Origin of the sequence: Klebsiella sp. P1954 (assembly GCF_018199955.1) — a bacterium.
GTDB lineage: Bacteria > Pseudomonadota > Gammaproteobacteria > Enterobacterales > Enterobacteriaceae > Klebsiella > Klebsiella pneumoniae.
The window spans coordinates 4,184,329-4,209,907 of the sequence record NZ_CP073373.1 but is presented as its reverse complement, the minus strand read 5'-3'; the positions used below and the strand labels follow the sequence as shown (position 1 = coordinate 4,209,907).

The following is a 25,579-nucleotide window of genomic DNA, read 5'->3' as shown; positions in this document are numbered from 1 at the left end:
CCATGATGACTAGCACCCTGAAAATAATCTCGCGCCGTGTCGCGCTTACCCTTGCCGTCAGCGCCTGTTTCTCCCCTGTCACCCAGGCGGCGGAACTGCTGACCGAGGGCGTCTTTAAGGTGGGAATGGAGGTCACCTACCCGCCGTTTGAGTCCTATGACAGCAATAACAATATCGTCGGTCTCGACCCGGAGTTTGCCGCGCTGATCGCCCAACATCTGCAGGCCAAACCGCAGCTGATCGACACCAAGTTCACCAGCCTGATTCTCGGCATCGGCAAGAAATATGACGCGGTGATCTCCGGGATGTACGTGACGCCGGAGCGCCAGAAACAGGCCGACGCCATCCCTTACGCCCTCTCCGGCGCGTCGATCATCGCCCTGAAGGGCGGCGCGGTGCAGCCGAAAACCGAAGATGAGCTGTGCGGTGTGAAGGTCGGTCTGCAGGCGGGCACCACCTGGGTGACCAGCCTGAAAAAACACTCCGATGAGTGGTGCCTGAAAAACGGCAAACCGGCCATCACCATTCAGGAGTTCCCGACGGCGCCGGAAGCCTCCCAGGCGCTGCTGTCGAAGAACATCGGCGCTCAGCTTGAGATTGCCCCGGCAGCGCAGATCATCGTCGACAAGAGCCGCGGCCGCCTGGCGATAAGCTCTACGCGCCTGGTCTACCCGCTGCCGCTGGGGATCTACGTCGCCAAAGGCAACACCGAGCTGGCGGAGGCGATCAAGGCCACCCTGGCCACGCTGAAGGCCAACGGCCAATATGCCGCGTTGATCAAAAAATACAACTTAGAAAGCATCGATTAAGACAATAAGCACTGCGCAACAGGAGTCAGTATGGCGTTCGATTGGGGATACTTTTTTTCATTGTTTAGCATTGGGGCATTCTGGCAGGCGTGCGTGACTGTCATCGTAATCAGCACCTTGTCCTGGGGGATCGGCCTGGTGGTCGGTTTTCTGTTAGCCTGCGCGAAGCTCTCGGCGCCGCGCTGGGTGAAGATCCCCGTCGAACTCTATATCTGGTTTTTTCGCAGCGTGCCGCTGATGGTGCTGCTGGTGTTTGTCTACAACCTGCCGCAGCTGTTTCCGGTGACCCAGCCGCTGCTCGGGGTGCCGTTTATCGCCGGGCTGGTGTCGATGACCGTCACCGAGGCGGCCTATATGGCGGAGATCCACCGCGGCGGGCTGCTGTCGGTGGCCAAGGGGCAGAGCGAGGCGGGCCATGCGCTGAGCTTCAGCTTTATCGGCATCCAGCGGCTGATCGTGATCCCTCAGGCGTTTCGCATCTCGCTACCGACGCTGATCAATGAATACATCACCATCATTAAGCTGAGCTCGATTCTGTCGGTGGTCTCCTTACCCGAGCTGCTGCTCACCGGCCAGCGCTTGTATGCGCAGAATTTCCTTGTGATGGAGACCCTGCTGGCGGTAGCGGTGTACTACGTGATGGTGGTTACCGTCTTCACCTGGCTGTTCCGGGCGCTGGAAAATCGTCTCGATATTCAGCGTAAGCGTCCGCAAACCCTCAGCGAGGCGGAATGCCAGGCGCTGCGCCAGAGCCTGCCGGCGCTGAGCGAAGAGAGCAACACCCCGGCCGTCAACGGCGCGCCGCCGGCGCTCGATCTGCGGGGCATTCGCAAATCCTGGGGTCAGCATGAGGTGCTGAAAGGCATCGATCTGCAGGTGGAGAACGGGGAGGTGATCAGCATCATCGGCCCGTCCGGCTCCGGCAAAACCACCCTGATCCGCACCATCAACGCCCTCGAAAGCCTTGATGGCGGGGAGATCATTCTCTACGGCGAGGACTATCTTAAGGGCGGAGCTATCGTCGACAAACGCCAGATGCGCGCCGGGGTACGGCGCATCGGCATGGTCTTCCAGAGCTTCAACCTGTTCCCCCACCGCACGGTGCTCGACAACGTGATGCTGGCCCCGCGCTATCACCAGCTGCTGGACCAGCCGGTCGCCCGCGAGCAGGCCCTGGCGCTGCTCGACCGCGTCGGCCTGCTGGCCCATGCCCACAAGTACCCCGGACAGCTCTCCGGCGGCCAGCAGCAGCGCGTGGCGATCGCCCGGGCGCTGGCGCTGAAGCCGGACATTATGCTGTTTGACGAACCGACCTCGGCGCTGGATCCCGAGCTGGTAGGCGAAGTGCTGAAGGTCATTCAGTCGCTGGCCCGCGAAGGCATGACCATGCTGATTGTCACTCACGAGATGGACTTCGCCCTGTCGATTTCCGACCGCGTGGTGCTGATGGAGAACGGCGTGGTGCAGGCCGATATCGCCCCGCAGGTGATCCGCAGCCCGCTGGAGGCGCCTTCTCTGCAACGAATCCGTGAATTTATGGGAGTACGCTAAATGGCAACTGAGCAACACCTGCGCCAGCAGCTGGCCGCCGCCTACCGGCTGGCGGCGCTGTTCGGCTGGGAGGATACCCTCTACACTCACTTCTCCGTGCGCCTGCCCGGCGACGGCGAGCCGCGTTTTTTAATTAATCCCTTCGGCATGATGTTTGACGAAGTCACCGCCAGCAACCTGATCGTAGTGGATATGCAGGGCAAGGTCGTAGCGGGCGACGCGCCGGCTAACTCGGCGGGCTTTACCATCCATAGCGCGGTGCATATGGCCCGGGAAGACGCCCACTGCGTGATCCACACCCATACGCTGCCGGGGATGGCGGTGGCCGCCTGCGAGGATGGCCTGCTGCAGCTCAACCAGATCAGCACCGAGTTTTACCAGCGCGTCGGCTACCATCCCTATGAAGGGGTGGCCTTTGACCTCGACGAACGGGCGCGCATCCAGCGCTCGCTGGGGAATAATATCGCTATGATCCTGCAGAGCCACGGCCTGCTGTCGGTGGGCCGCACCGTGGCTGACGCGTTTTACATCATGTACTACCTGAACCGCGCCTGCGAGATCCAGATGGCCGCCGCCCAGCTGGCGGCCCTCAGCCCGATCCACACCATCGCCCCGCACCTTAGCCAGCACGCCTGCGAGCAGCTGATGGGCGTGGAGCATGAACGTCAACAGGTCTGGCAGGCGTGGCTGCGCCGTCTTGACCGTCTCGATACCTCTTACAAAGACTAACGCCTATGTCTGATATCACTATCGTGGTGGATTGTAACGACGCGGATTTCGCCCGCGATATCTGCGCCGCCCTGCAGCAGTTTCCCGACGTCACGGCGCTTCTGCCCCATCACCAGGCGGCGCGCGACGCCCAGTACGCCAGCTGCTGGTTCCCGGACCCGCAGCTGTTGACCCGTTCGCCGGGGCTGAAGCTGATCCAGGCCGCGTCCGCCGGGGTCGATCATCTGCCGCCCGCGCTGTTCGCCAGCGAGATCCCGCTGTGCCGGGTGATCGATGAAGATTTTCGCCACGGCATGTTCGAATATGCCCTGTGGAGCGTCCTGTGGTTTCAGCGCCATTTCGACCGGGCGCTGGCCCACCAGCAGACCCAAACCTGGAAGCTCTATCCCCAGCGCGCCGCCGCCGACTTCCATATCGGCATTATGGGGCTCGGCGAAATTGGCGGCTATATCGCCGACCAGCTGGCCCGCCTCGGCTATCGGGTCTCCGGCTGGTCGCGCAGTGAAAAGCAGCTGGCTGGCGTCACCTGCTATCGCGGCGAGGAGGCGCTCGACCACTTTCTTGGGTCGCTTGACGGGCTGATTAACCTCCTGCCGCTCACCGCGCAGACCCGGGGTATCCTCGCCGCGCCGCTGTTCAGCCGGCTCCCCGCCGGGGCGGTGTTAATCAACTGCGGCCGCGGAGAGCATATGGTCAATGAGGATGTGCTGGCGGCGCTGGAGAGCGGCCAGCTCGCCGGGGCGGTGCTCGACGTCTTCCCGCAGGAGCCATTGCCGGCGGACGATCCGCTGTGGCGCCATCCGCAGGTGGTCATCACCCCACATATGGCCTCTGCGGCCTCTGCCGAGGTGATCGCCCGCCAGCTGCTGGAGAACATTCAGCGCCAGCGCCGCGGGCTGCCGCTGAAAAACCTGGTCAATAAGCACGCCGGTTACTGATCCCCGGCTATATCGCCGCTGCTACGCTTAATAGGAGATCCACAACCAGAAGGCATGAACATGAAGATTGATTTAGCGGGAAAAGTCGCGCTGGTCACCGCCTCCACGGCGGGTATTGGCTTCGCCATCGCCAAAGGCCTGGCGGAGAGCGGCGCAGAGGTCATCCTTAACGGGCGCAGCGAGCAGAGCGTGAACGCCGCGATCGCCCGGCTGCAAAATGAGGTGCCGGGCGCGAAGGCGCGCCCCGCCATCGCCGACCTCAGCGACGCCGACGGCGCAGCGCAGCTGCTGCGGGCCGTGACCGGCGTCGATATTCTGGTCAATAACGCCGGGATCTATGGCCCGCAGGATTTCTACGCCACCGACGACGCGACCTGGGACAACTACTGGCAGACCAACGTCATGTCCGGCGTACGCCTGTCGCGGGGGCTGCTCCCGGCGATGGTCAGTAAAGGCTGGGGGCGGGTGGTGTTTATCTCCTCAGAATCGGCGCGCAATATCCCGGCGGACATGATCCACTATGGCGTCACCAAGACCGCGCAGCTGTCGCTGGCCCGCGGCCTGGCGAAATATGTCGCCGGCAGCGGAGTGACCGTTAACAGCGTACTGCCAGGGCCGACGATTTCCGACGGCTTTGCCGAGATGCTGAAAGACGACGTGGCGAAAACCGGCCAGTCGCTGGAGGAACTGGCGAAAGCGTTTGTCATGACCCATCGTCCGAGCTCGGTGATCCAGCGGGCGGCCTCGGTGGCAGAGGTCGCCAATATGGTGGTCTACGTCTGCTCGCCGCAGGCGTCAGCCACCTCCGGCGCCGCGCTGCGCGTCGATGGCGGCGTGGTGGATGATATTCTCTGAATCCCCTTTATGCAGGGGAGCTCCCTCCCCTGCCGCCTTCCCGGGCGCTAAAAAGCGCAAAATGTTAAAAAACAGCCGCAAAGTCGCACAAAGTGAACAGGAACATGTATTCCCAGAACTTATGATATTTGTTTTAAGCATAAGTTGTGGTGTTAATGTCTCTGTTACGAAGCTTGCTTTTCTTTTTCGGCGCGGCGGTCGCAGCCGCCCTCGCGGTACTCTGCCTGTGGGTGGATATTCGGGTGTTTGGCAACGACATCCCGGAGGTGTCGCTCACCGAAGTGGTCCAGGAGAGCGTGCTGGCCGCTATCGTGCTGGTTCATCTGCTGCTGGCGCGGAAATATGCCCACTTGCGCTATAGCAATATCCTCATCGGCGGCTTCTTTCTCGCCATGCTGATCCGCGAACTGGATGGCCTGTTTGATTTACTCTCCCACGGCAGCTGGGTGTGGTTTGCCCTGCTGGCCACCGCGGGGTCGCTGCTGTTGCCGTTGCGCCATCTGCGTCAGACCCTGTCGCAGCTGGCGGAGTATACCCGCACCCCGTATTACGGGATGATGATTAGCGGCCTGCTGGCGATTCTGGTCTTCTCGCGGCTGTTTGGCATGCACGGCCTGTGGTACGCCGTGCTGGAAGAGAACTACGCCCGGGTGGTAAAAAATACGGTGGAGGAAGGCAGCGAGTCGTTTGGCTATATGCTGTGCCTGACCGCCACCCTGGGCTACGCCTGCTACTTTCGCGGTCTGGCGCGACAGGCGCTGTCGCCGCAGCGCTAATCGTGGACGATAGCCACCGCCGGGCGTGTCTGCCGGCGGTGGCGCGCCGCCGCGGTTAACCGCGAATTTTCCACTTCCGTTTGAGAACCTCTTTGTCCTGGCTATCCAGCCACTGATTCACTTTCTTCAGCAGCGCCGGGTTATCTTTACTCATCATATACACCTTGTTGCTGGCGGTGCCGGCGAATGGCGTTTCGTTGGCAACGCAGAACACGCCGGGCTCTTTGCTCTGGTAATAGTCGCCTTCAATCAGATCGGTCACCATCATATCGGCCGTTTTCTGCCGCAGCGCCTGCAGGTTATCGACATTGTTCTGCACGCGGATAATTTGCGCCTGCTTGATGTGCTCATCGACAAAGCTCTGGTTTGTGCCGCCAGGGTTGACGACCACTTTCACGTCCGGGCGGTCAATTTTTTCCAGCGAACCGAGCCGCGGGGCGGCCTGGCAGTTGGCTAAGGCGATTTTTCCGTTCGCCACCACCGGATGGCTGAGGGCGAAGGCTTGCGCCCGCGCCGGGGTCTCGGTAACCCCACCCATCGCAATATCAAACTTGTCCGCCTGCAGATCGGCGGCGAGCGCGGGCCAGCTGGTGTAGACGAAGCTCACCTTCAGCCCGAGCGTGCGCCCGAGATCGCGGGCCATGTCCACGTCATAGCCCTGCAGTTCGCCGGCGGCATTGCGAAACGCCAGCGGCGCGTAATCGCCCGGCACGCCCACCTTCAGTTCACCGCTGTGCTCGATGGATTGCATATCGCGCGCCTGGGCGCCGCAGGTCATTATCGCCAGCGTCAGCGCCAGCCCCACCGTCAGTCTCATTTCGCCATCCTTAAAGTTATCGTTTTTCATGCCAGAGTGACCGGCCGCATCAGTCACAGTATCCGCCGCGCGAGCCAGGGCATTCATCCTATTTTTAAACACCGGGACATACAACCCGACGTGGGGCAAAACGTTAATTAATCCTCTTTCTCGCTGTGAGCTTGCTGGTTGTTTTGACTTTCAGTAAAATGCCCCGCAGCGCATTCATATTTTATTCCTGGCTATACGTTTAATATATTATTTATTATCGTTTATTTTACTTTTCTCTTATGCGTTAATAGTTGAATCTTAAATTATAACCTTCTGATTAATAAGTAAAAACACTTCATGCAACATCTTTCATTAGGATTTTTCTAATGATCCTGCTTATCATCTTATTTACTCCCTTCCTCTCCAGCAGTAATACTTGGTTACAGAAGCAGTGTATAAGGAAATACATTATGATTATTATCATTTCCGCCAATAAATTTTTTATTAATGGCATCCGGTCTCTGGTTAACATGACCATGAGTGCTCAACGTCGGTATAGTCAAACATTGTTTCTGGATAATATTTCTGACGTGAATGATAAAAGTCTAACCATAGCCAGAACCATTATCGTGGACTATAGCCACCCGGACATTCAACAACTAGCCGCACTGCTCTATCGTAAAAAAAAGATCATTCATGGCGATATCGTTTTTGTCGTTAAAAGTGAGATTCTTGCCGATCCAGTCGAAAACATTATTATAAACTCTATTTCGACGATCGTGCTTGATTATATAGATGTTACCCAACGGCTGCAGAAATACTTACAGAATGCGTCTGATCATCGCTGTATTAAAGTGTTCAGAAAATCAATTAGCTCGCTGGACAGTTGTGTCAATATTAAACTTACGAAACAGGAGGACTCTCTTCTCCCCTATATCATCTCAGGTTTAAATAATAAGAAAATTGCTCAGGCCACCGACCTTAGCAATATGATGATCAGTCACTATCGGAGAAACATCTACCAGAAACTCAATGTCCGCAATATTGCAGGCCTGTATCATTTCCTGCACTCCCTGGAGGGGGGATAAGTTCGCTTTATGGCTATCACAACAACAGAGCTAACGGCTTATGCAGCGTCAATGAGTACGCCTGGCTATTAGCTTCCCAGGGTCACAACAGAAGGAATTGGCTATGAAAATGAAATCACTTTGCCTGGCAATGGCACTCGTCGGCTTGACCTCACACTATGCCTCCGCGGCGGACGGTACGCTGTATTTTTCAGGTACAATTGTCAACTCAACTTGCAAACTGGCAAGCGGCAATAATGACGGTCTCATTGAAGTTAAGATGGGCGCTGTTCCGCTGTCTAAATTAAAATATGATACCAATGGCACCGGGCCAGAAGTTGGGGTCAATATTAGCGTCAAAGATTGTGACGAGGGCACGTACTATATTGTGCTCGACGGTGCATCAGCCACCGAGGCGCCTATCACTAACGTACTGGCTCTCGATGCGGGTAATCCTACAGCTAAAAAAGTCGGCATTAAGCTAACCGACCGCAATAATACCCCTGTCACGCTCGATAAACCTTTCGATCCCAAAGTCGACCCGCGTATTACGGTCAATGCCGATGGCACCGGTACCTTCAACCTGAAAGCCTATTACTATACCTGGGATAAAGACAACGCCGAAGCTGGCGACGGCAATGCGACCGCCAGGTTTACCATTATACAGCAATAACGCCTGGCCAGGGACGGCACGACGCGGATAAGGGGTAAGATATGAAAACGCTGCTGGCAGTGATCATAGGCGCTTTGGCTTTTCAGACCCAGGCGGCCATTACCATCGATGCCTCACGGGTTATTTATTCGGGCAAAGATAAATCGGCCAGTCTGAAAATTAACAACCGAAGCAGCAAAAACTATATCGTCCAGACCTGGCTTGATACGGGTCCGGAGACCCCCAGCAGCGGCTTACCCATTGTGGCAACGCCGCCCCTGGTCAAATTACGCCCCGAGCAATCGGCACAACTGCGCTTTATTTACTCAGGAACCGGTCTTCCTGCCGACAGGGAAAGTCTGTTTTGGGTGAATATTCAGGAGGTCCCTCCTGCGCCTGAGGAAAATAACATCCTGCAGTTCGCAATTCGCACTCGATTAAAACTATTTTATCGCCCGCAAGGAATTGCCACATCGCTGCCCAAAGCCGTTGAAAATCTGCAGTGGCAGCAAAGCGCTAACACGTTATCTTTTACTAACAACAGCCCACTGCATATTACGGTTATTAATGCCGAGGCGATCGACAACAAAGGCAAAATCTATCCTCTGAAAAACTTTATGTTGCTGCCGTACAGTCACCACGCTGTCAATATCGCCAGAATGCAGCGCTTGCATAAAATGAAATATATTAATGATTACGGCGCCGTTGTTGATATTCCAATAAAAAAATAAACGTCGCACCTCTTTAGGGAGATAGAGTGATGGACGATAGTAAATTACGCTATTTTGCCAGCGCATGGTTAATCTCCATCACGTTACCGGCAGACAGTGCGGAACGCTATAATGCCCAGTTTGTGAACGGTATCGACCCGCTGGCTTTTAATCAGTTTGTCGCCAGCGATGGCGACGTCATGCCGGGCACCTATGACGTTAATATTTACATTAACGATCTGCTGGTGGACAGTCGCCCCGTTCGCTTCTCAGAGGATAGCGCACACGGCGGGTTGGCCCCCTGCCTGAGCGCGGCGGAATATATCCGCTATGGAGTAAAGATTGACGATGACCACCAGCCCTGTTTCGCGCTGTCGCAGACGATCCGCCAGGCAGAGCAACAACTGGATATCGCTAATCATCGGCTGATCATTCATATCCCTCAGCAATATATTGAGCACTATCCCCGTGACTATGTTTCCCCCATGCGCTTTGATGAAGGTATTAACGCTGCCTTCGTCAACTACAGCTATTCTACCGATGCCAATAATGGCGACGGGGGCAGCCACCAGTATCAATATCTTTCGCTAAACAGCGGGATCAATATTGCATCGTGGCGATTGCGCAATAATGCCTACTGGAATAAGTTCAGCGGCCAGGCGGATAAGTGGCAAAGCATCGCCAGTTGGGCGGAAACGAACATCATTCCCTGGCGCAGCCGGCTTGTCGTCGGCCAGACCAGTACCGACAACAGCGTCTTCGATAGCGTCCAGTTTCGCGGCGTACAGCTTGGCACCGATGCCGAAATGCGCCCCAGCAGCCAGACCGGCTTCGCGCCGGTCATTCGCGGTGTGGCCAACAGCAATGCCCGGGTGGAAGTTCGGCAGAACAACTATCTGATTTACAGCGAGAACGTCCCAGCCGGTCCCTTTGAGCTAAATGATATCAGCGCCGTTAACCGCAGCGGTGATTTCTACGTAACCGTCATTGAAGCCGACGGTAGCCAGACGACCTTTACTGTCGCCTACACCACCCTGCCACAGCTGGTGCGGGCAGGCCAATGGAATTATCAGTTGTCGGCGGGTAAGTATCATGACGGCGCTGACGGCTATGCCCCCGCCCTGATGCAAAGCTCGCTCTCTTATGGCCTGAATAATACCTTCACACTGTACGGTGGCGCCCTTGCCGCGGAGAACTATCGCGCCGGCGCTTTTGGCGTCGGTAGCAATCTGGGGGAGATTGGCGCCCTCTCAGCCGACTATACGCTGGCGGGAACGACGCTGGCGAATGGCCAGCGCAAGCAGGGAGGGAGCGTGCGTTTTCTGTATGCTAAATCCTTTTTATCGAGCAAGACCGACTTTCAAATCGCGGGCTACCGTTACTCAACGGCAGGTTATTATAGCCTCAGCGATGCGGTTAACGAGCGTCGACGCTGGCACAATGGCCTGTACGAAAATGATTACTGGCCCTCTGACGAAGACGAAAGCTGGCAGGCAAGCGCTCCCCAACACTATTACACGTCCTGGTTTTATAATAAAAAGCATCGCTTTGATATTTCTGCCCGGCAAACTCTCGGTAAGAACAGCGCTTTCTTCCTTAACTTCAGCCAGCAAAATTACTGGAATAGCTCAGGAAGTGATATCTCTCTGCAGGCGGGTTTTAACAGCACTATCCATAACGTGAACTATGGTCTGTACTATCAGAATACGCGTAGCCACTTCACGCATGACGACAATAGCATCACACTGCGCGTTTCCATCCCTTTTACTCTGCAAGAAAACCGCCGGATCAATACCGCATTTACCCTCGCCCACAGTAAATCGTCTGGCACGTCCGGGCAGGCTGGGGTAAACGGCACGCTGCTCGATGATGGTCGCCTGAGCTGGGCCGTCACCAGCGCCTATGATGACACCAGCCATAGCACCAACAGCGCCAGCCTGGGTTATCTCGGCCAGTACGGTAACCTGTATACCGGCTACGCCTACAGCAAAAGCCATCGTCAGGCGAGTCTGAATCTGAGCGGCGGCGTGGTGGCACACCGCGGCGGCGTTACCCTCTCGCAACCGCTGGGCTCAACCTTTGCGCTGGTGGAAGCCAAAGACGCTCAGGGGGTAGGGATAGAGAATCAGACCGGCGTGCGCATCGATCCATTCGGCTACGCGGTCGTACCACAAAGCGTTCCCTATCGGGTCAATTCTGTCGCGCTCAACCCTCAGGACTTCGATGCCTTTCTTGATGTCCCTAACGCAGTGGCGGATACCGTGCCTACCCGCGGGGCAATTACCCGGGTGCGCTTTGATACGTTCCGGGGATATAGCGTGCTGATCCACACCACCCTCGCCGACGGCAGCTATCCACCATTGGGCGCCGAGCTATATCGCGCCAGTGGGATCAGCAATGGTCTGGTCGGCCCGGGAGGAGATGTCTATGTCAGCGGAGTCGATTCAGGCGAAAAACTGCAGATAAAATGGGGCGAAACGCACCAGCAAAGCTGCGAAATCACCCTGCCCGAACTGCGCCAGGAGCCTCAGCAGGCGACGGCCTGGCGTGAATTATCCTTAATCTGCACAGTAACCCCCTCGAGGTAATTATGCGCCGACTTAGCGATACGTTATTTCTGACATGGCTTTCCGTTCTGTTCATGCTGAGCGCCTTCCCGGCGCAGGCGCTGACCTGCAAGACCACCTCGTCCACGATCAGCGAAGTCGTGAATATCGAGAGCATCATTAAAGTCTCCAGCAGCGAGCTTATTGCCAATAAAAAGATATGGGTCTCCAGCCCTATTACCGCCACCTTCAGTTGCGAAGATACCGATAATTTTCCGAACGGTGAAAGCGCCTATTTCTGGCTGGATCCGGAAAATAAAGCCAGCAGCTTGCCCAACTTTATCCAGGTAGGCATTACTTACAACGGCATCGACTATCTGCTACAAAATAAAAAATCGGTGGAGATTGGCCCGGCGACGCTGTGTGATAAAAGCGGGAATACCTGTAAGTCCCCGGCCATAGGGCAGACATTCAGCCTGGTTTACCAGGTCTATATCATCTCGACGGGCCGCAGCGTGACCGGGGATGGTAAAATAGACGATAACCTAAAATTGTCGCTTTTTCAGGTAGATGGCCAAGGCGGTCTACGTAACGGCACCGCTGGCGCCAACTATAATCTTTTCATTACCGGCCTGAACCGTATCAGAACAATGGCCTGCGTCCCCACGGTATCTATTTCGCCAAGCGAAATTAACTTTGGCGATATTCCTGCCGGTAACGCCCGACCGGGCTACTATGAAAAAACACGCCCCTTTACCGTCACCTATGGTCTGGTCAAGCAGGGTAACGGCAGTGATTGCGGGACCGAAGCTATGCTTGCTACGTTTAGCACCACTAATACGATACAGGAGAGCGCCATTATTTTGCCGCAGCCGGACAGCGGCTTCGGCATTGTCATCTCGCCAAACGCCAGTATGCTTCCACGTATTGAGATGAATGCTCCGATTCACTTTACGCTGGCAACGGGAGCGACCCTCGCGAGCACCTATACGGCGGGGCTGCTCTGGTTGTCGAGAACGCCGAAGCTGGGGCCTTTTTCCGCGACCGCCAAAATCACCGTGACCTTTGAATAACGCCGCCCCAGGCTAGTTATACTCCAGGGCGAAAGTCACCATGCTGTTGGCCGTACCGGCTCCCACCGTGGCGTCAGTCTGCACATACTGGGCGTTGAAATTGATCGCCTCGGCGGTACCGGCGCTGGCGCCGGTCACCCTTTTCAGGATCGGCAAGTTGCTGGCCTCATTGATCTTAACGCTGGTGCCGTCGGGCACTGCCGCACCGGGGTTATTGCCGTAGGTCAGCTTCACGCCGACGCCGCTGGCGCTGTTGCTGGCCTGGCTCAGGGCCAGGGTATCGCTCTCCACGCTGACGCCGAAAAAGCCGATGCGCACGTCGGTCGGCGTCGGACAGAAGACCGGAATCGAAAAGCGCTTCGCCTGGCCGCCGGTAGTCCCTTTGCCATGAAACTCCCCCCGGTTAACCGTACCCAGACTGACCTGGATCGTCGATGTCGCTACCTGGCAGCTGCCGCTGCTGCCAATGTCCACATTCAGGGCGGCGATATCGATGCTGACCGGCGCGCTGGCGACAAAGCTGGCGCTTGCGCTGGTCTGCTGTTCAATGGTCATCTCCCCCACCTGCGGCAGCGGCGGCGAGTTGGTATGCGTCCCGTCCGCCAGTTGCACCGTTCCGGTTTTATAGAAGGTTACCGCAATCCTCACCGTGGTTTGCTGCTGCGTCATCAGCGCCGGGAGCGTCGCACTGTCGCATACCACCACCGACTCGCCGCCGGCGGAGTGGCTGCCATCGATGGCACGCATCGGGCCGCCGGCGCACTGGAAGCTGAGGGCGTAACCAATGCCGTCGATAGCGCTGGGGTAGACATGCTGTCCGTTAATCACCATCGGCGAGCCGCCGGTTTTCAGCTGCTTATAGACGATGCGTTTGGCGCTCGCCGTCGGCAGCTGCAGGTCGCAGGAAAAAGGGATCCCGCTGCCGTTATCCGCCATCGCGCTGGTCATCTGGGTATTGACCGGCAGCGTGGGTAAATATTTGATATTAGGAATATTGACCGTGGTCTGGCCGATATTTGCGCGGCAGGTTTCAGCCCGCACGCCGGGAAGATAGGCGCTCAGCCCCAGCAGAAAGAGGAAAGGAAGTAGACGAAAAACAGATTTCATAGCCGCCTCAGCGTGTCTGGCACAGTCCGGAGACGGTTTTCACCGTATTCAGACTCTGCTGTGGGTTATCCGGAAGATGAAAATGCAGCGTGCAGCTCTGCGACTGATTGTTGACGATCCAACTCACCGCCAGGGTTCCCTCCTGCGGCACGCCGCTGAGATACACCTGGCCGCCGTCGGCCACCATGCCGCCCGGCGGATTGCCGCTCTCCTCCTCCTTGACCAGCCGCGCACTGGCGCCAAACGGTAGCGGCCCCTGGGCATTGCGCAGGGTAAACAGCACCCGGTTGCCAATGTGGGTCTGGTAGTTGGCCATCACCACCGCGCCGCCGCCGGGGATCACGGTCTGCCCCTGCTGGTCGACGTCGGTGTCGTCGGCCATCGACTCCGTATCGAGGGTAATGACATTTTTCCGGTAGGCGGTCAGGGAGGGCACCACGGCATAGCCGCGCCAGTCGGTGTGCACATTGTTGCCGTTTTGCACCGCCACGCCGGCGGCCCCCGGCGCCCGGACGATGGCGAAGCTCTCACCCACCGTCTGGCCAAAGGTGACGCCGTGCGGATGCGCGACCACCGAGCCGGCGCCTCCCCAGGTCAACTGGTTGCTGGCGGCGTCATGGCGATAGCCGATCTGGGCGTTGCCGAAGCCGCCGTGGTAGTCCAGGGAGGCGCTGCTGTTGCTGCCTCGTCCCTGGTTGCCATAACCTTGCTGAACCGAGTAGAACAGATTTGGCCGCGTCGGCACCGCGCCATACAGCGACATCTGCTGCGAGGTATAGCCATTGCTGTCCGAGGTGGTGTTGTAGCTCACCGCGCTGTCGGACAGCGGACCACCCAGCGGAATATTGATATTGAATGACCAGGAGCGGTCATTTTTTTGCTGGCCGCTGGTGCGGGTGTAGTAATAGCCCACGCCCCAGGAGATCCCTTTCCAGGCGCTGTAGAACCCAAGGTGCACCGTCTCATCCCGACTCTGCCGATGCCAGTACTCCTGCGACCAGGCGGAAACCGCCAGACTGCCCAGGCCACCAAGGCTTTGCGACACCGACAGCTCTTCCCGGCGACGCCGGTTGTCTACTTGCCCCTGGGCGCTTTCAAGGGCGCTGGCTTCGGCAAAATCGTAATAGCCGCTTGACGAGTAGCGATAGCTGGCGAGGCTGAACGCAGTGCCCGAGCTGACAAAATTTTTCTGATACTGAGCGCGCAGCGAATGGCCCGTATAGCGCTTGCCCGACGGCGTACGGGTGACGGCCTGGGTGACATCCCCTCCCAGCGATCCGAACTCGCCAAAACCGCGGCCCAGGCCCAGCGCCCACGCCTGATAGTCCCGGGCCAGCTGCGTACCACCGTAGAGGGTGAATCCCGCCGTCAAACCGTAGAACAAAGTGCCCTGCAGAAATTCCGGCGAGCGCACCGACTCCCCCCCGGAGTGGTAGCGGCCGGCGCTGAGACTGAATTTGCCGCGTCCTTCGCGCAGCATATATGGCACCGCGGAATAGGGCTGGGTAAAGGTACGCACCGCGCCATTGCTCTCGGTCACCTTCACCTCCAGATCGCCGCTCTGCGAGGTGGGGTAGAGATCGCTGATGGCGAACGCCCCCGGCGACACAAAGGTCTCGTAGATCACATACCCGTGCTGAGAGACGGTCACTTTGGCATTGCTGTGCGCCACGCCACGAATGGTGGGGGCAAAGCCGCGCTGGCTGTCCGGGAGCATTTCATCGTCAGACATCAGCTGGACGCCGCGAAACTGTATGCTGTCAAACACATCGCCGGTGGTGTAGGTATCGCCGATCCGCAGCAAGCTCTTCAGCGAGCGGACATCGCGCTGCAGCCAGATGCTCTGGGTATCCCAGTGCCGGCGCTGCTGGTCATACTGCATTGAGGAGATGTTGCGCAGTCGCCAGGCGCCCAGGTTGAGGCCGCTGCGTAAATTGAGATAGTTTGAGCGGCTGCTCTCCCCTTCGTCGGCGTTCTTTATTTGCGCGCCGGAAAAATAGTAATCGACAAACGCGGCCGGCACGCCATCGTCCCAGCGCGACGGATCGACATAGCCGCGGCTTTGCACGTTCATCGCCGCCTGGGGAATACTCAGCGTCAGGCGCTGGTTAGCGAAGCTGAACCGACTGCTGGCGTCGGGAATAAACTTCTCGATCCGGGTGAAGGTTTCGCCTTCATGCAGCGCTTGAAAGGCGGGAAACGCGCTGACGTTGACGCCATACTCCGCCAGCTGACCGGGCGTCAGCACCGGGCGCAGCTGCCCGCCATCGTCAACAAACGTGATATCAGCCTGACCCAGCTCCTGGTCATTAACCACCACGGTGACAGGATAAGTCCCCGGCTGCTGGCCGCCGGGTTTGGCGAAGTAGTGCAGATCGGAGGTTTGCTGCTGCGGATCAGCAAACTCCAGCGCCGCCGGGTCAAAATAGTCGTCGGCCAGCGCCCGGCTCAACGGACTGAGACAAAACATCATCGTCGGCACCGTCGCCAGCGCCACCGCCCGCCCGGCGGTAACGGGCAACAAGGCATACTCCCGCACCCTGGCTGTTGTTATTCTTTTCATGCTGGCGCCGTCCGGTAAGCTCATCAAAAAGGGGAATTACTGCTGGGCGAAATCGCTGACGCCGCCGTAGTCGTTAATCGCCCGCCATTTGACGGTGCCGTGCCCGCTCACCGGCCACGTTTTCTCGCCGAAGGGAGCCACCATGCCGGGATCGTCGATGCTTTGCCCGCCCACCTCGACGGCGTAAAAAGAGACGAAGTAGGGAGTGGGATTTATCACCGTCAGCCGACCGCCGGACTGGCTAAACTTCAGCTGCTGCCAGGCCTTTGCCGGGTCGCCCGCCAGGTCGTTGGGGCGATAGAAGATTTTGAATTTCGATTTAATATTCACCTGCAGCTTATTCACCTCGCCCTGACGCGTCGGGGCGATACTTTTGACGTTCAGCCAGAAGACCGATTCACGGTCGCGGGGCAGCGAGGCGCCAATAAAGTTAATCCGCAGAACGTTATTTTGCTCCGGATCGAGACGGAACAAGGGCGGCGTTACAATGAAGGGCACCCTGGCCTTATCGTTTTCCGCGTAATTTTCCACCCACGACTGCACCAGATAGGGCGTATGGGTATCGGCATTGGTGACTGAAATAGCGGCTTCACGCTTCCCTTCCTGATAAATCACACGGGTTCCACCCATGACAATACCGGCCTGCGCTGCCGTGGTGCACAGCAGAAAAGCCGCAACGGCAATTATTTTCTTCATCATGACTTACCATCAGGTAAAAGTTGAACAGACAACAAAATAAAGCAGTGAATAACAGAGCCAGTACTCGACGGGATAATTAGCAAAAACAACTATACCGTCACGAATATATTTCGTGACTTCATGACAATTAACACATTAGCTATCTGTAATTAATCAAGACGCAGTGGGCTGACTCTGAATAACGCGCAATTAGATCAATTATAAATCATATTGAAATTAGCTGTACCGTCGGCTTTACCTGCCGTCACGGTCGCCGCGGTGGAGATATAGTCGGCGTAAAACTCGAGGTCGGCAGAGCCGGTGCCGCCGCTGGTACCCGGAGTGACCGTCTGTTTGGCTGACGTTTTACCGAGGCTGACAGCCGTCGACCGATCGTGCTCATACAGCTTAATCGCTACGCCGCTGGCGCCGCCGTTGATGGCCAGCAGGGAGTTATCAGACTGATCGCGCGCGCCGTCAAACAGCACGGCGACCGTAGTCACGCTGGCCGGGCAATCTTTCACTTTGATATGGAAGGGGGTTTTGGTGGTTTCAAAACCAGTGCCGGTAAAATAGTTGCTGGCCCATTTGCCCAGATCAACCTTCTGGCCATTAGAACTACTATCGACGTTGCAAGAGCTGTCGGTGATTGACCCATTGAAGATGACCTGCCCGCCGGCGCCTTCCGAACTGGTGCCCGAGTCAGGATTGATAGTGTTGGCCGCGGTAGCCTGCAAGGCTACGCCAGAAAGCAGCGCTCCTATGAGGATGGTTATAAATCGAGGTTGTTTTTTCATTATTTATCTCATCGTTAACGAACATATTTTCCATCATCGACAATAGCCCTAAAGCTATCGCGAAACGGCTCGTCAGCTCCTCCCTGTAAATGTACGTTGCGTTCCTTCCGCAGGATATTAGGCACATCCCCCTCTACTCTGCCTTATTTCGCCAATAGATGGCCATGAATAACAAACAGAAGAAAAAAGAGTTATTTTGATGTGCGAAATAAATATATTACCCGAAGTATCAAAAGGCAACCCGGGGGGATGTTAACTATAAGTTAATAGCTATGTTCGCCATATATTTAATTTTTGAAATGGCTTTTCAATGTTAATTTACATATCTATACAAAAGAAATTCAAATACCTTTAAACAACAACAGATCAATTCAATTAACAAATTTAAAGACAATTGTTCAAAAATTCGTCTTGTTTTATTGTGCGCTCGTCAGAGCGTACACAAAAATTAGGAATTTTCCTGGTATTAATATTCATAATTTCTACACAAACGACGCCAGGGTGCGCCACCTCCACCCGCTAATCCCTTATTATGGAAGTGTTTTTATTTTCAAGTGAAAGCCAATACATAAGTGACATAAATACATGGGCGCTGCCGCAGGCAAAATAGCCACCATCTTCAAATGGTTATTTTGAAGTAAAAAAAAATCCGCAACCCGAATGGATTGCGGACTGAGGATCGGTCAGAAATGAGATGGACTTCAGAACAGGCCCAGCGGCGCGGTGCCGTAGCTCACCAGCAGGTTTTTGGTTTGCTGATAGGCATCCAGCGCCATCTTGTGCGTTTCCCGGCCGACGCCGGACTGTTTATAGCCGCCGAACGCCGCATGCGCCGGGTAGACATGATAGCAGTTGGTCCACACGCGACCGGCTTTAATGCCGCGACCCATGCGATAGGCGAGGTTGGTATCCCGCGTCCACACCCCGGCGCCGAGACCAAACTGGGTCTCATTGGCGATAGCCAGCGCTTCCGCTTCGTCCTTAAAGGTGGTCACCCCGATCACCGGCCCAAAGATCTCCTCCTGGAAGGAGCGCATATCGTTGCGACCTTTAATCAGCGTGGGCTGAATATAAAAGCCATTATCCAGCGCCGGCGCGATAGCCGCCCGCTCGCCTCCGGTCAGAATTTGCCCACCCTCTTCCCGGGCAATCTGAATATAGGAGAGGATCTTGTCGAACTGCTGGCGGGAAGCCTGAGCGCCGATCATGGTGTCGGTATCTAACGGATCGCCGCGGCGGATCTGCGCCACCTTCTCCATGACCCGTGCCATAAAGGGCTCATAGATGGATTCATGGATCAGCGCCCGCGACGGGCAGGTACAGACCTCACCCTGGTTGAAGAAGCCGAGCACCAGCCCCTCCACCGCCTTCTCAATAAATTCCTCTTCTCCGTCCATCACGTCGGCGAAGTAGATGTTGGGCGATTTCCCCCCCAGCTCGACGGTGCAGGGGATAATATTTTCCGCCGCGCAGGCGAGAATATGCCGCCCGACCGGCGTGGAGCCGGTAAACGCCAGCTTGGCGATACGCTTGCTGGTGGCCAGCGCCTCGCCCGCCTCTTTGCCGAAACCCTGCACCACGTTAAGCACCCCGGCCGGGAACAGATCGCCGATCAGCTCCAGCAGCAGGGTAATGCTTAGCGGCGTCTGTTCCGCCGGTTTGAGCACCACGCAGTTCCCCGCCGCCAGGGCCGGGGCCAGCTTCCACGCGGCCATCAGCAGCGGGAAGTTCCACGGGATAATCTGTCCGACCACCCCCAGCGGTTCATGGAAATGATAGGCCACCGTGGTTTCGTCAATTTCGGCGGTACTACCCTCCTGGGCGCGCAGGCAGCCGGCGAAGTAGCGAAAATGGTCCACCGCCAGCGGCAGGTCGGCGTTAAGCGTTTCGCGGATCGGTTTCCCATTGTCCCAGCTCTCCGCCACCGCCAGATATTCCAGATGCTGTTCAATACGATCGGCGACCTGCAGCAGCAGCCTGGAGCGCTGTTGCACTGAGGTTTTACCCCACGCCGGCGCCGCGCGATGGGCGGCGTCGAGGGCGAAGTCAATGTCTCTGGCATCCGAGCGGGGAAACTGCGCAATGTTGCTGCCGTCGACCGGCGAAGTATTCATAAAGAATTCACCGCTCAGCGGCTCGACAAATCTACCGTCAATAAAGTTGCCGTAAGCCGATTTAAATGAAACCACGGCGCCGGGCTGGCCAGGATGTGCATAACGCATCGCAAATCTCCTTCTGTAGGGTTGAGACACAGCGGCATATTGATTTTTTAAATTTGCCGCCGAACGCTTCTCACTTTGCAGGGGTTATGCCAGTTTTTTATTTTCTTTAAATATTTTTATTTATTAATACGTTGCCTTCACTAACCGAGCAGATGGTCAGCCACTGTCGCACGGGTTTCCACTTATGTGTTGCGAATCGCAACATCAAATAAACCAAATGGCTACAATATTGCAACACAGCAACATCGACCCAGAGGTGCCCTATGGCAGGCAATCCCTTTCTTCTCGCACCAGAGGTTAATGCGAATCCCCTGCTGAGCGATTCGTGGTCTCGCTGCCAGCGCTACGGGCTGGATCCCGCCACCGAGGATTTTCCCCGCCTCGGCGCCGGCGAGCTGGCGGACCGGCTCGCCAGCCACCGCGGCCTGCAGCAGCTGGCGCAGCCGGTGGTGGAAGCCCTGTCGCGCCAGGTCGCAGACCTGCAGTCGGTGGTGATCCTTTCCGACCCCGACGGCCTGGTGCTGCATACTCTCGGCGATACCCAGGCGCTGCAAAAGGCCCAGCGCGTGGCGCTGGCTCCCGGCAATCTGTGGAGTGAAAGCGGGCGCGGGACCAACGCCATCGGCACCGCGCTGGCGATTGACGATGGCTGCGAGATCGATGGCCGCCAGCACTTTCTTACCCGCAACCAGAATCTGTACTGCGCGGCGATGCCGCTCCAGCGACCGGACGGAAGCATCGCCGGGGTGCTGGATATCTCCGGCCCGGCGAATTTTCCCCACCAGCACACCTTTGGCTGGGTAAAAGCGGCGGCAAAGCAAATTGAATATCTGTGGGTGAAACAGAGTCTGCATCCTGAGCAGTGGCTGATGAGCCTGCACCGGCAGGTGGACAAACTCGACAGCGTCGAGGAGCTGCTGCTGGTCTTTTCCGACAACGTCCTCACCGCCGGCAACCGGCTGGCGATGCGCGAGTTCGGCCTGAGCGCGGCGCAGTTTGGCCAGCTCACCTTTGCCTCGCTTTTTCCGACGCTGACGCAAACGGCGGTCAGCGTCCCGCTGCCGCTGACCACGCCGCAGGGCCGCTACCATTATCGCCTGCGGGCGCCCACCCGCCGCCGGGTGGCGGTAAGCGCCCCGCCGGCCATGCATCTCCCCTTTACCAGTCCGCGCGAAGGCGAAAAGCTGCTGCGGCTGCTCAACGCCGGCATCGCCCTGTGCATTGAAGGAGAAACCGGCAGCGGCAAAGAGTATGTCAGCCGCACGTTGCACCGGCACAGCCGCTGGCGCAGCGGTAAATTTGTCGCCATTAACTGTGCCGCCATTCCGGAATCGCTGATCGAATCCGAGCTCTTCGGCTACCAGCCGGGGGCGTTTACCGGCGCCAGCAAAAATGGCTATATCGGTAAAATCCGCGAGGCTGACGGCGGGGTGCTGTTTCTTGATGAGATCGGCGATATGCCGCTGGCGCTGCAGACCCGCCTCCTGCGCGTCCTGCAGGAGAAAGAGGTCGCTCCGCTGGGCGCCAGCCGCAGCGTGCCGGTGAATTTCGCCTTGATCTGCGCCACCCACCGCAACCTGACCCAGCGGGTCAGCGCCGGAGAATTCCGTGAAGATCTGCTGTGGCGCCTGCGGGAATACGCCCTGGCGCTGCCTCCGCTGCGCGAGTGGCCGGCGCTGGAAACCTTTATCGCCACCCTGTGGCACGACCTGGGCGGTGCTTCACGCCGGGTGACGCTTTCAAACGCGCTGCTGGTTCACCTCAGCCAGCTGCCGTGGCCGGGAAACGTACGCCAGCTGCAGAGCGTCCTGAAGGTAATGCTGGCTCTCGCCGATGAGGGCGACACGCTGACGCCCGACGCGCTGCCGGAGGCGTATCGCGCCGCGCCTGCGCCGTTGCCGCGCGGGGGATTGCAGGCCCATGATGAGCAGTTGATTGTCGATACCCTGGCCAGGGTCAACGGCAACGTCAGCCGGGCGGCGCAGATGCTGGGTATCGCCCGCAGCACGTTGTACCGCCGTGCCGCCCGTGCCGGACGGCCTCGTCGCTGAGGCTATGGCGTAAAGCGCGCCGGTAGCTTGCACGCTGTCGGAAAACCTCCGCCGCCATAGATGGCGGTTATATCTCTCTGCGCTAACCAGGTGTTGCGGTAAGAGGTAGCCCTTCCCGCAGGGCATCGATCGCCGCCCGCGTTTTTTGCGGCAGCCACGGCCCCTCCGGCCATACCGCGTGGATGGCGAAACGCACCTGAGCGCTGGGCGCCAACACCTGCTGCAATGTCCCATCGGCAAGCGCCTGCGCCACCAGCCAGTCCGGCAGCCAGGCGATGCCCATCCCCTGCTGCACTGCCGCCGCGATGGCGGCAAAATCATCCTGTATCAGCCACGTCTGCGGACTGAAGCGCACGTCGCCCTGCTGCGGGTCATACAGTTGCCATTTTTGCAGCTGGCCGTTGTGCAGATAGCCGAGGGTACGGTGCTCGTTCAACCCGGCAATAGTCTGCGGCGCTGGCTGCTGGCGCAGGTACTCCGCCGCCGCGCACAGCACCATGCCGTGCTCTCCCAGCGCACGGGCCCGCAGCGACCCGGTATCGGCCAGGCTCCCGATACGCACCGCAAGATCAAACCCCTCCTCCAGCAGATTGACCTGCCGGTCGCTGTAGTGGAGCTCGAGCTTCAGTAACGGATAGCGCTGGCTGAGGCGGAACAGCAGCGGTGCCACGCAGCGCTGGCCAAACAGCACCGGCAGCGACACCCGCAGCCGCCCCTGCACCTCATCTTTGCCGCGCTGCAGCGTCTCTTCGGCCTCGCGGATGCGCTCCAGCGCTTCCCGGCACTGGAGATAGAATTGCTCCCCCTCTTCCGTCAGCAGTTGCCGTCGGGTGGTACGCTGGAATAACGCCACGCCGAGACGCGCTTCCAGCCGGGCAATGGTTTTTCCCACCGCCGAACGCGTCACATGGAGGATCGCCGCCGCGCTGGCAAAGTTGCCGCTCTCGACCACGGTGACAAATACCGGGATCGCATTCAGATCGTCGCGCACAGATTGGTTCCTTACGGGATACAATAGGGAATAATAATGTCACTCCTGAGACAAAAAAGACAGTGTTAGTCTTTGCTTCTATCTTTCATTTGAGGCACTCACCATGGCTAACGTTCTGGTTTTAAAATCCAGCATTAATGGCGAAACATCCCTGACCAATCAGTTGATTAACGAATTTCTCGCGGCGCGCCAGGCGGCGGGACACGGCGATCGGCTCACCGAACACGATCTCAGCGCCATGGCGCTGCCAACGCTGGATCGCCCCCTGTTCGCCGCCCTGCGCGGGGCAGTGGATCCGCAGCCTGCTATCCGCGAGGTGGTCGCCCTCTCCGACCAGCTTATCGCCGAGTTAAAGGCCAGCGACCTGCTGGTGATTGGCGCGCCGATGTATAACCTCAACGTCCCGACCGATCTAAAAAAATGGTTCGACCTCGTGGCGCGGGCGCGGGAAACCTTTCGCTACACCGAGAGCTGGCCGCAGGGGCTGGTGGAGGGCGTCCGGGCGGTGGTCGTCAGCAGCCGCGGCGGTATTCACCAGGGAGAAACTACCGACGCCGTCACGCCCTATCTGCGCGCGGTACTGGGGCTGATGGGGATCCAGGAGGTGGAATTTATCTATGCCGAAGGGCTGGACAATCGCCCGCATGGTCGCGACGCCGGGATCGCCAGCGCCCGGGCGCAGATTGCCCGGCTCGCCGTTCCGGCCTGAGTCGTGGAGAAATTGTGCTGGCGCTGGCGGCCTTTTTATTTTAGAGTTATCTAAATTTAGACAAAGCTAAAATAAATGACCACACCTGAAGACCTGCAGGCCCGCGCCGGAGAAGCCGCCGCGCTGATGAAAGCGATGAGCAATCCTCACCGATTGCTGATCCTGTGCATGCTGTGCGATGCGCCCAGGGCCAGCGCCGGCGAACTCGCCCGGGCTACAGGGCTGAGCCCCTCCGCCACCTCGCAACACCTCGCGCGGATGCGTGACGAGGGGCTGATCGACAGCGAGCGCGACGCCCAGCGTATCCACTATTTCATTACTCACCCTGCGGTACAGCAGGTGATCAATACGCTGAAAACGCTCTATTGCCCGTGAGGATCCTATGACCATCGCCACCTTAACTCCCGCCGAGGCCCAGGCGCAGATTGCCCAGGGCGCCAGACTGATTGATATCCGCGATGCGGATGAATATGCGCGCGAACATATCCCCGATGCCGAGCTGGTGCCGCTCGCCACTCTGACCAGCGGTGCGCCCCTCAATGCCCGGGCCGGAGAGACGGTCATCTTTCACTGCCAGGCGGGTTCCCGGACGCAGAATAATGCGATTCGTCTGGCCGCGGCCGCCGCGCCGGCGCAGACCTGCCTGCTGGCAGGAGGAATTCAGGCGTGGAAAGCCGCGGGGTTGCCGGTAGTGGAAGATTCATCGCAGCCGCTGCCGCTGATGCGCCAGGTGCAAATTGCCGCTGGCGTCCTGATTTTACTGGGGGTGCTGCTGGGCTATACCGTTAACGGCGGCTTTTTCCTGCTCAGCGGCGCGGTCGGCGCCGGGCTCACCTTCGCCGGCGTAACCGGCTTTTGCGGCATGGCGCGTCTGCTGGCGACCATGCCGTGGAACCGGCGCCAGGGGGTTAAAACGCGCTCCAGATAAGCCAGGCAATGCCGCCGAAGAGCAGCCATTTGACGATGTAATAGACCGTCTTATTCCATTTTTTCAACCGCTTACCAACAATACGGATCTGGTAAATATAGCGAAACGCCCGGTTAATCCCGCCGGTGCGATCGCCGATATCGTTGGGCGCCGAAGCGGCGCTCATCAGATGGCGTCCCAGCCAGTGGTTAACTTTCTGCGCCCAGCGGTAGCGCATCGGCCGTTCAATATCGCAGAACAGAATCAGGCGATTCTCACCACTGGTATTTTCCGCATAGTGGATATAGGTCTCGTCAAACAGCACGCCTTCTCCATCGCGCCAGCTGTAACGCTGGCCATCCACCTCGATAAAGCAGCGGTCATCGTTCGGCGTTGCCAGGCCCAGATGAAAGCGTAGCGAGCCGGCGTAGGGGTCACGATGGCGCGGCAGACGGCTACCGTCCGGCAGAGTGGCGAACATGGCCGCTTTCACCGACGGGATATCGCGCAGCAGCGCGGTAGTTTGCGGACAGAGCTGGCTGGCGGAAGGATGGGCATCCTCATACCATTTCAGATAAAAGCGTTTCCAGCCGGTTTTGAAAAATGAGTTAAACCCGGCATCGTTATATTTATCGGCCGCTTTAATCTGCTCCAGCTGCTGAAGGTGGAGACCTTCGTCGCGAATAACCTGCCAGTTTTGCTGCAATATCGCCAGCTCGGGAAACATCTCCGGCCGCAGATAAGGCGTATTCGGCACGCGGGAAAATAAATACATAAATCCATTCAGCGGCGCGGTAAATGTGGAATGGTCGGAGAGCTGCCGCCAGAAACGATAGCGCACCCGTCCGCGGTAATGGACATACAGTACAGCAATAACAATGATCAACAGAATGATATACTTCATGGTGTCTTTCCTGACCTGATTGGTGGTAACCCTACCCTCGCCGTCCCCCTTTCTCAGCAGCGGTATGGCGCCAGCAAAACATTAACAATGTTAATACATATAACTCCAAATTGTTTTAACAAAAAACAGCACGCCCGGTGTTCAGTGAGCGGGCGTT

Annotated in this window: 23 protein-coding genes; 15 read left to right on the top strand and 8 right to left on the bottom strand. The window is 57.8% G+C overall.

Going from position 1 to position 25,579, the window contains the following annotated elements:
- Nucleotides 1-5 precede the first annotated feature (5 nt).
- From KB890_RS20300 to KB890_RS20275, 6 genes are all read left to right on the top strand, one after another.
- A complete protein-coding gene (locus KB890_RS20300) occupies nucleotides 6-809 on the top strand; it encodes an ABC transporter substrate-binding protein (protein ID WP_004180963.1) in 804 nt (267 codons plus the stop codon).
- A 30-nt stretch (nucleotides 810-839) separates the two neighbouring features.
- A complete protein-coding gene (locus tag KB890_RS20295; protein ID WP_004151026.1) occupies nucleotides 840-2,360 on the top strand; it encodes an amino acid ABC transporter permease/ATP-binding protein in 1,521 nt (506 codons plus the stop codon).
- Nucleotides 2,361-3,089 carry a class II aldolase/adducin family protein gene (locus KB890_RS20290; protein ID WP_004180964.1) on the top strand — a complete coding sequence of 243 codons (729 nt, stop codon included), beginning with the start codon at nucleotides 2,361-2,363 and terminating at the stop codon, nucleotides 3,087-3,089.
- Between the two features lie 5 nt (nucleotides 3,090-3,094).
- Nucleotides 3,095-4,027, top strand: a complete 933-nt coding sequence (locus KB890_RS20285; protein WP_004180965.1) for a 2-hydroxyacid dehydrogenase — start codon at nucleotides 3,095-3,097, stop codon at nucleotides 4,025-4,027.
- 60 nt (nucleotides 4,028-4,087) lie between these two features.
- Complete coding sequence (locus KB890_RS20280) at nucleotides 4,088-4,882, top strand: SDR family NAD(P)-dependent oxidoreductase (RefSeq protein ID WP_004180966.1); 795 nt, start codon at nucleotides 4,088-4,090, stop codon at nucleotides 4,880-4,882.
- 155 nt (nucleotides 4,883-5,037) lie between these two features.
- A complete protein-coding gene (locus KB890_RS20275; RefSeq protein WP_004180967.1) occupies nucleotides 5,038-5,658 on the top strand; it encodes a hypothetical protein in 621 nt (206 codons plus the stop codon).
- A gap of 55 nt (nucleotides 5,659-5,713) precedes the next feature.
- On the opposite strand, the gene KB890_RS20270 is transcribed toward KB890_RS20275, so the two are convergent.
- On the bottom strand, nucleotides 5,714-6,562 hold the full coding sequence (locus KB890_RS20270) for a transporter substrate-binding domain-containing protein (protein ID WP_020323979.1): 849 nt from the start codon (nucleotides 6,560-6,562) through the stop codon (nucleotides 5,714-5,716).
- A gap of 353 nt (nucleotides 6,563-6,915) precedes the next feature.
- Here KB890_RS20270 and KB890_RS20265 point away from each other — a divergent pair, with 353 nt between their 5' ends.
- The 5 genes from KB890_RS20265 (at nucleotide 6,916) to KB890_RS20245 (ending at nucleotide 12,493) form a co-directional block, all read left to right on the top strand.
- Entirely contained in the window at nucleotides 6,916-7,533 is a 618-nt protein-coding gene (locus KB890_RS20265) for a LuxR C-terminal-related transcriptional regulator (RefSeq protein WP_004218900.1), read from the top strand.
- Between the two features lie 103 nt (nucleotides 7,534-7,636).
- The gene (locus KB890_RS20260) at nucleotides 7,637-8,185 is read left to right on the top strand and encodes a fimbrial protein (RefSeq protein WP_004180970.1); all 549 of its coding nucleotides are present in this window, start codon (nucleotides 7,637-7,639) and stop codon (nucleotides 8,183-8,185) included.
- 41 nt (nucleotides 8,186-8,226) lie between these two features.
- Entirely contained in the window at nucleotides 8,227-8,895 is a 669-nt protein-coding gene (locus KB890_RS20255) for a fimbrial biogenesis chaperone (protein ID WP_004180971.1), read from the top strand.
- 29 nt (nucleotides 8,896-8,924) lie between these two features.
- On the top strand, nucleotides 8,925-11,462 hold the full coding sequence (locus KB890_RS20250) for a fimbria/pilus outer membrane usher protein (protein WP_004180972.1): 2,538 nt from the start codon (nucleotides 8,925-8,927) through the stop codon (nucleotides 11,460-11,462).
- A 2-nt stretch (nucleotides 11,463-11,464) separates the two neighbouring features.
- A complete protein-coding gene (locus tag KB890_RS20245) occupies nucleotides 11,465-12,493 on the top strand; it encodes a fimbrial protein (RefSeq protein WP_004180973.1) in 1,029 nt (342 codons plus the stop codon).
- Nucleotides 12,494-12,505: 12 nt separating this feature from the next.
- Here the strand turns inward: KB890_RS20245 and KB890_RS20240 are convergent, their stop codons facing one another.
- From KB890_RS20240 to KB890_RS20220, 5 genes are all read right to left on the bottom strand, one after another.
- Complete coding sequence (locus KB890_RS20240; RefSeq protein WP_004180974.1) at nucleotides 12,506-13,600, bottom strand: fimbrial protein; 1,095 nt, start codon at nucleotides 13,598-13,600, stop codon at nucleotides 12,506-12,508.
- A 7-nt stretch (nucleotides 13,601-13,607) separates the two neighbouring features.
- Nucleotides 13,608-16,163, bottom strand: coding sequence for a fimbria/pilus outer membrane usher protein (locus KB890_RS20235; RefSeq protein WP_004180975.1), 2,556 nt, complete (start codon nucleotides 16,161-16,163; stop codon nucleotides 13,608-13,610).
- Between the two features lie 36 nt (nucleotides 16,164-16,199).
- Nucleotides 16,200-16,862 (bottom strand): fimbrial biogenesis chaperone, encoded by a 663-nt coding sequence (locus KB890_RS20230; protein ID WP_004180976.1) that lies wholly within the window; start codon nucleotides 16,860-16,862, stop codon nucleotides 16,200-16,202.
- Nucleotides 16,863-17,056: 194 nt separating this feature from the next.
- Nucleotides 17,057-17,638, bottom strand: a complete 582-nt coding sequence (locus tag KB890_RS20225) for a fimbrial protein (protein ID WP_004145710.1) — start codon at nucleotides 17,636-17,638, stop codon at nucleotides 17,057-17,059.
- A gap of 701 nt (nucleotides 17,639-18,339) precedes the next feature.
- Entirely contained in the window at nucleotides 18,340-19,860 is a 1,521-nt protein-coding gene (locus tag KB890_RS20220) for an acetaldehyde dehydrogenase ExaC (RefSeq protein WP_004174747.1), read from the bottom strand.
- Nucleotides 19,861-20,123: 263 nt separating this feature from the next.
- Between KB890_RS20220 and KB890_RS20215 the strand changes: the two genes are divergently transcribed.
- Complete coding sequence (locus tag KB890_RS20215) at nucleotides 20,124-21,911, top strand: sigma-54-dependent Fis family transcriptional regulator (protein ID WP_004180977.1); 1,788 nt, start codon at nucleotides 20,124-20,126, stop codon at nucleotides 21,909-21,911.
- Between the two features lie 82 nt (nucleotides 21,912-21,993).
- Here KB890_RS20215 and KB890_RS20210 read toward each other — a convergent pair whose 3' ends face one another.
- A complete protein-coding gene (locus KB890_RS20210) occupies nucleotides 21,994-22,902 on the bottom strand; it encodes a LysR family transcriptional regulator (protein ID WP_004149434.1) in 909 nt (302 codons plus the stop codon).
- Between the two features lie 103 nt (nucleotides 22,903-23,005).
- Here KB890_RS20210 and KB890_RS20205 point away from each other — a divergent pair, with 103 nt between their 5' ends.
- The 3 genes from KB890_RS20205 (at nucleotide 23,006) to KB890_RS20195 (ending at nucleotide 24,539) form a co-directional block, all read left to right on the top strand.
- Nucleotides 23,006-23,611 carry an FMN-dependent NADH-azoreductase gene (locus KB890_RS20205; RefSeq protein WP_004180979.1) on the top strand — a complete coding sequence of 202 codons (606 nt, stop codon included), beginning with the start codon at nucleotides 23,006-23,008 and terminating at the stop codon, nucleotides 23,609-23,611.
- 75 nt (nucleotides 23,612-23,686) lie between these two features.
- Entirely contained in the window at nucleotides 23,687-23,986 is a 300-nt protein-coding gene (locus tag KB890_RS20200; RefSeq protein ID WP_002914277.1) for an ArsR/SmtB family transcription factor, read from the top strand.
- Nucleotides 23,987-23,993: 7 nt separating this feature from the next.
- Nucleotides 23,994-24,539, top strand: a complete 546-nt coding sequence (locus KB890_RS20195; protein WP_002914279.1) for a rhodanese family protein — start codon at nucleotides 23,994-23,996, stop codon at nucleotides 24,537-24,539.
- Here the strand turns inward: KB890_RS20195 and lpxO are convergent.
- Nucleotides 24,520-25,422 (bottom strand): lipid A hydroxylase LpxO, encoded by a 903-nt coding sequence (gene lpxO / locus KB890_RS20190; protein WP_002914281.1) that lies wholly within the window; start codon nucleotides 25,420-25,422, stop codon nucleotides 24,520-24,522. The genes KB890_RS20195 and lpxO overlap by 20 nt on opposite strands.
- Between the last annotated feature and the right edge of the window lie 157 nt (nucleotides 25,423-25,579).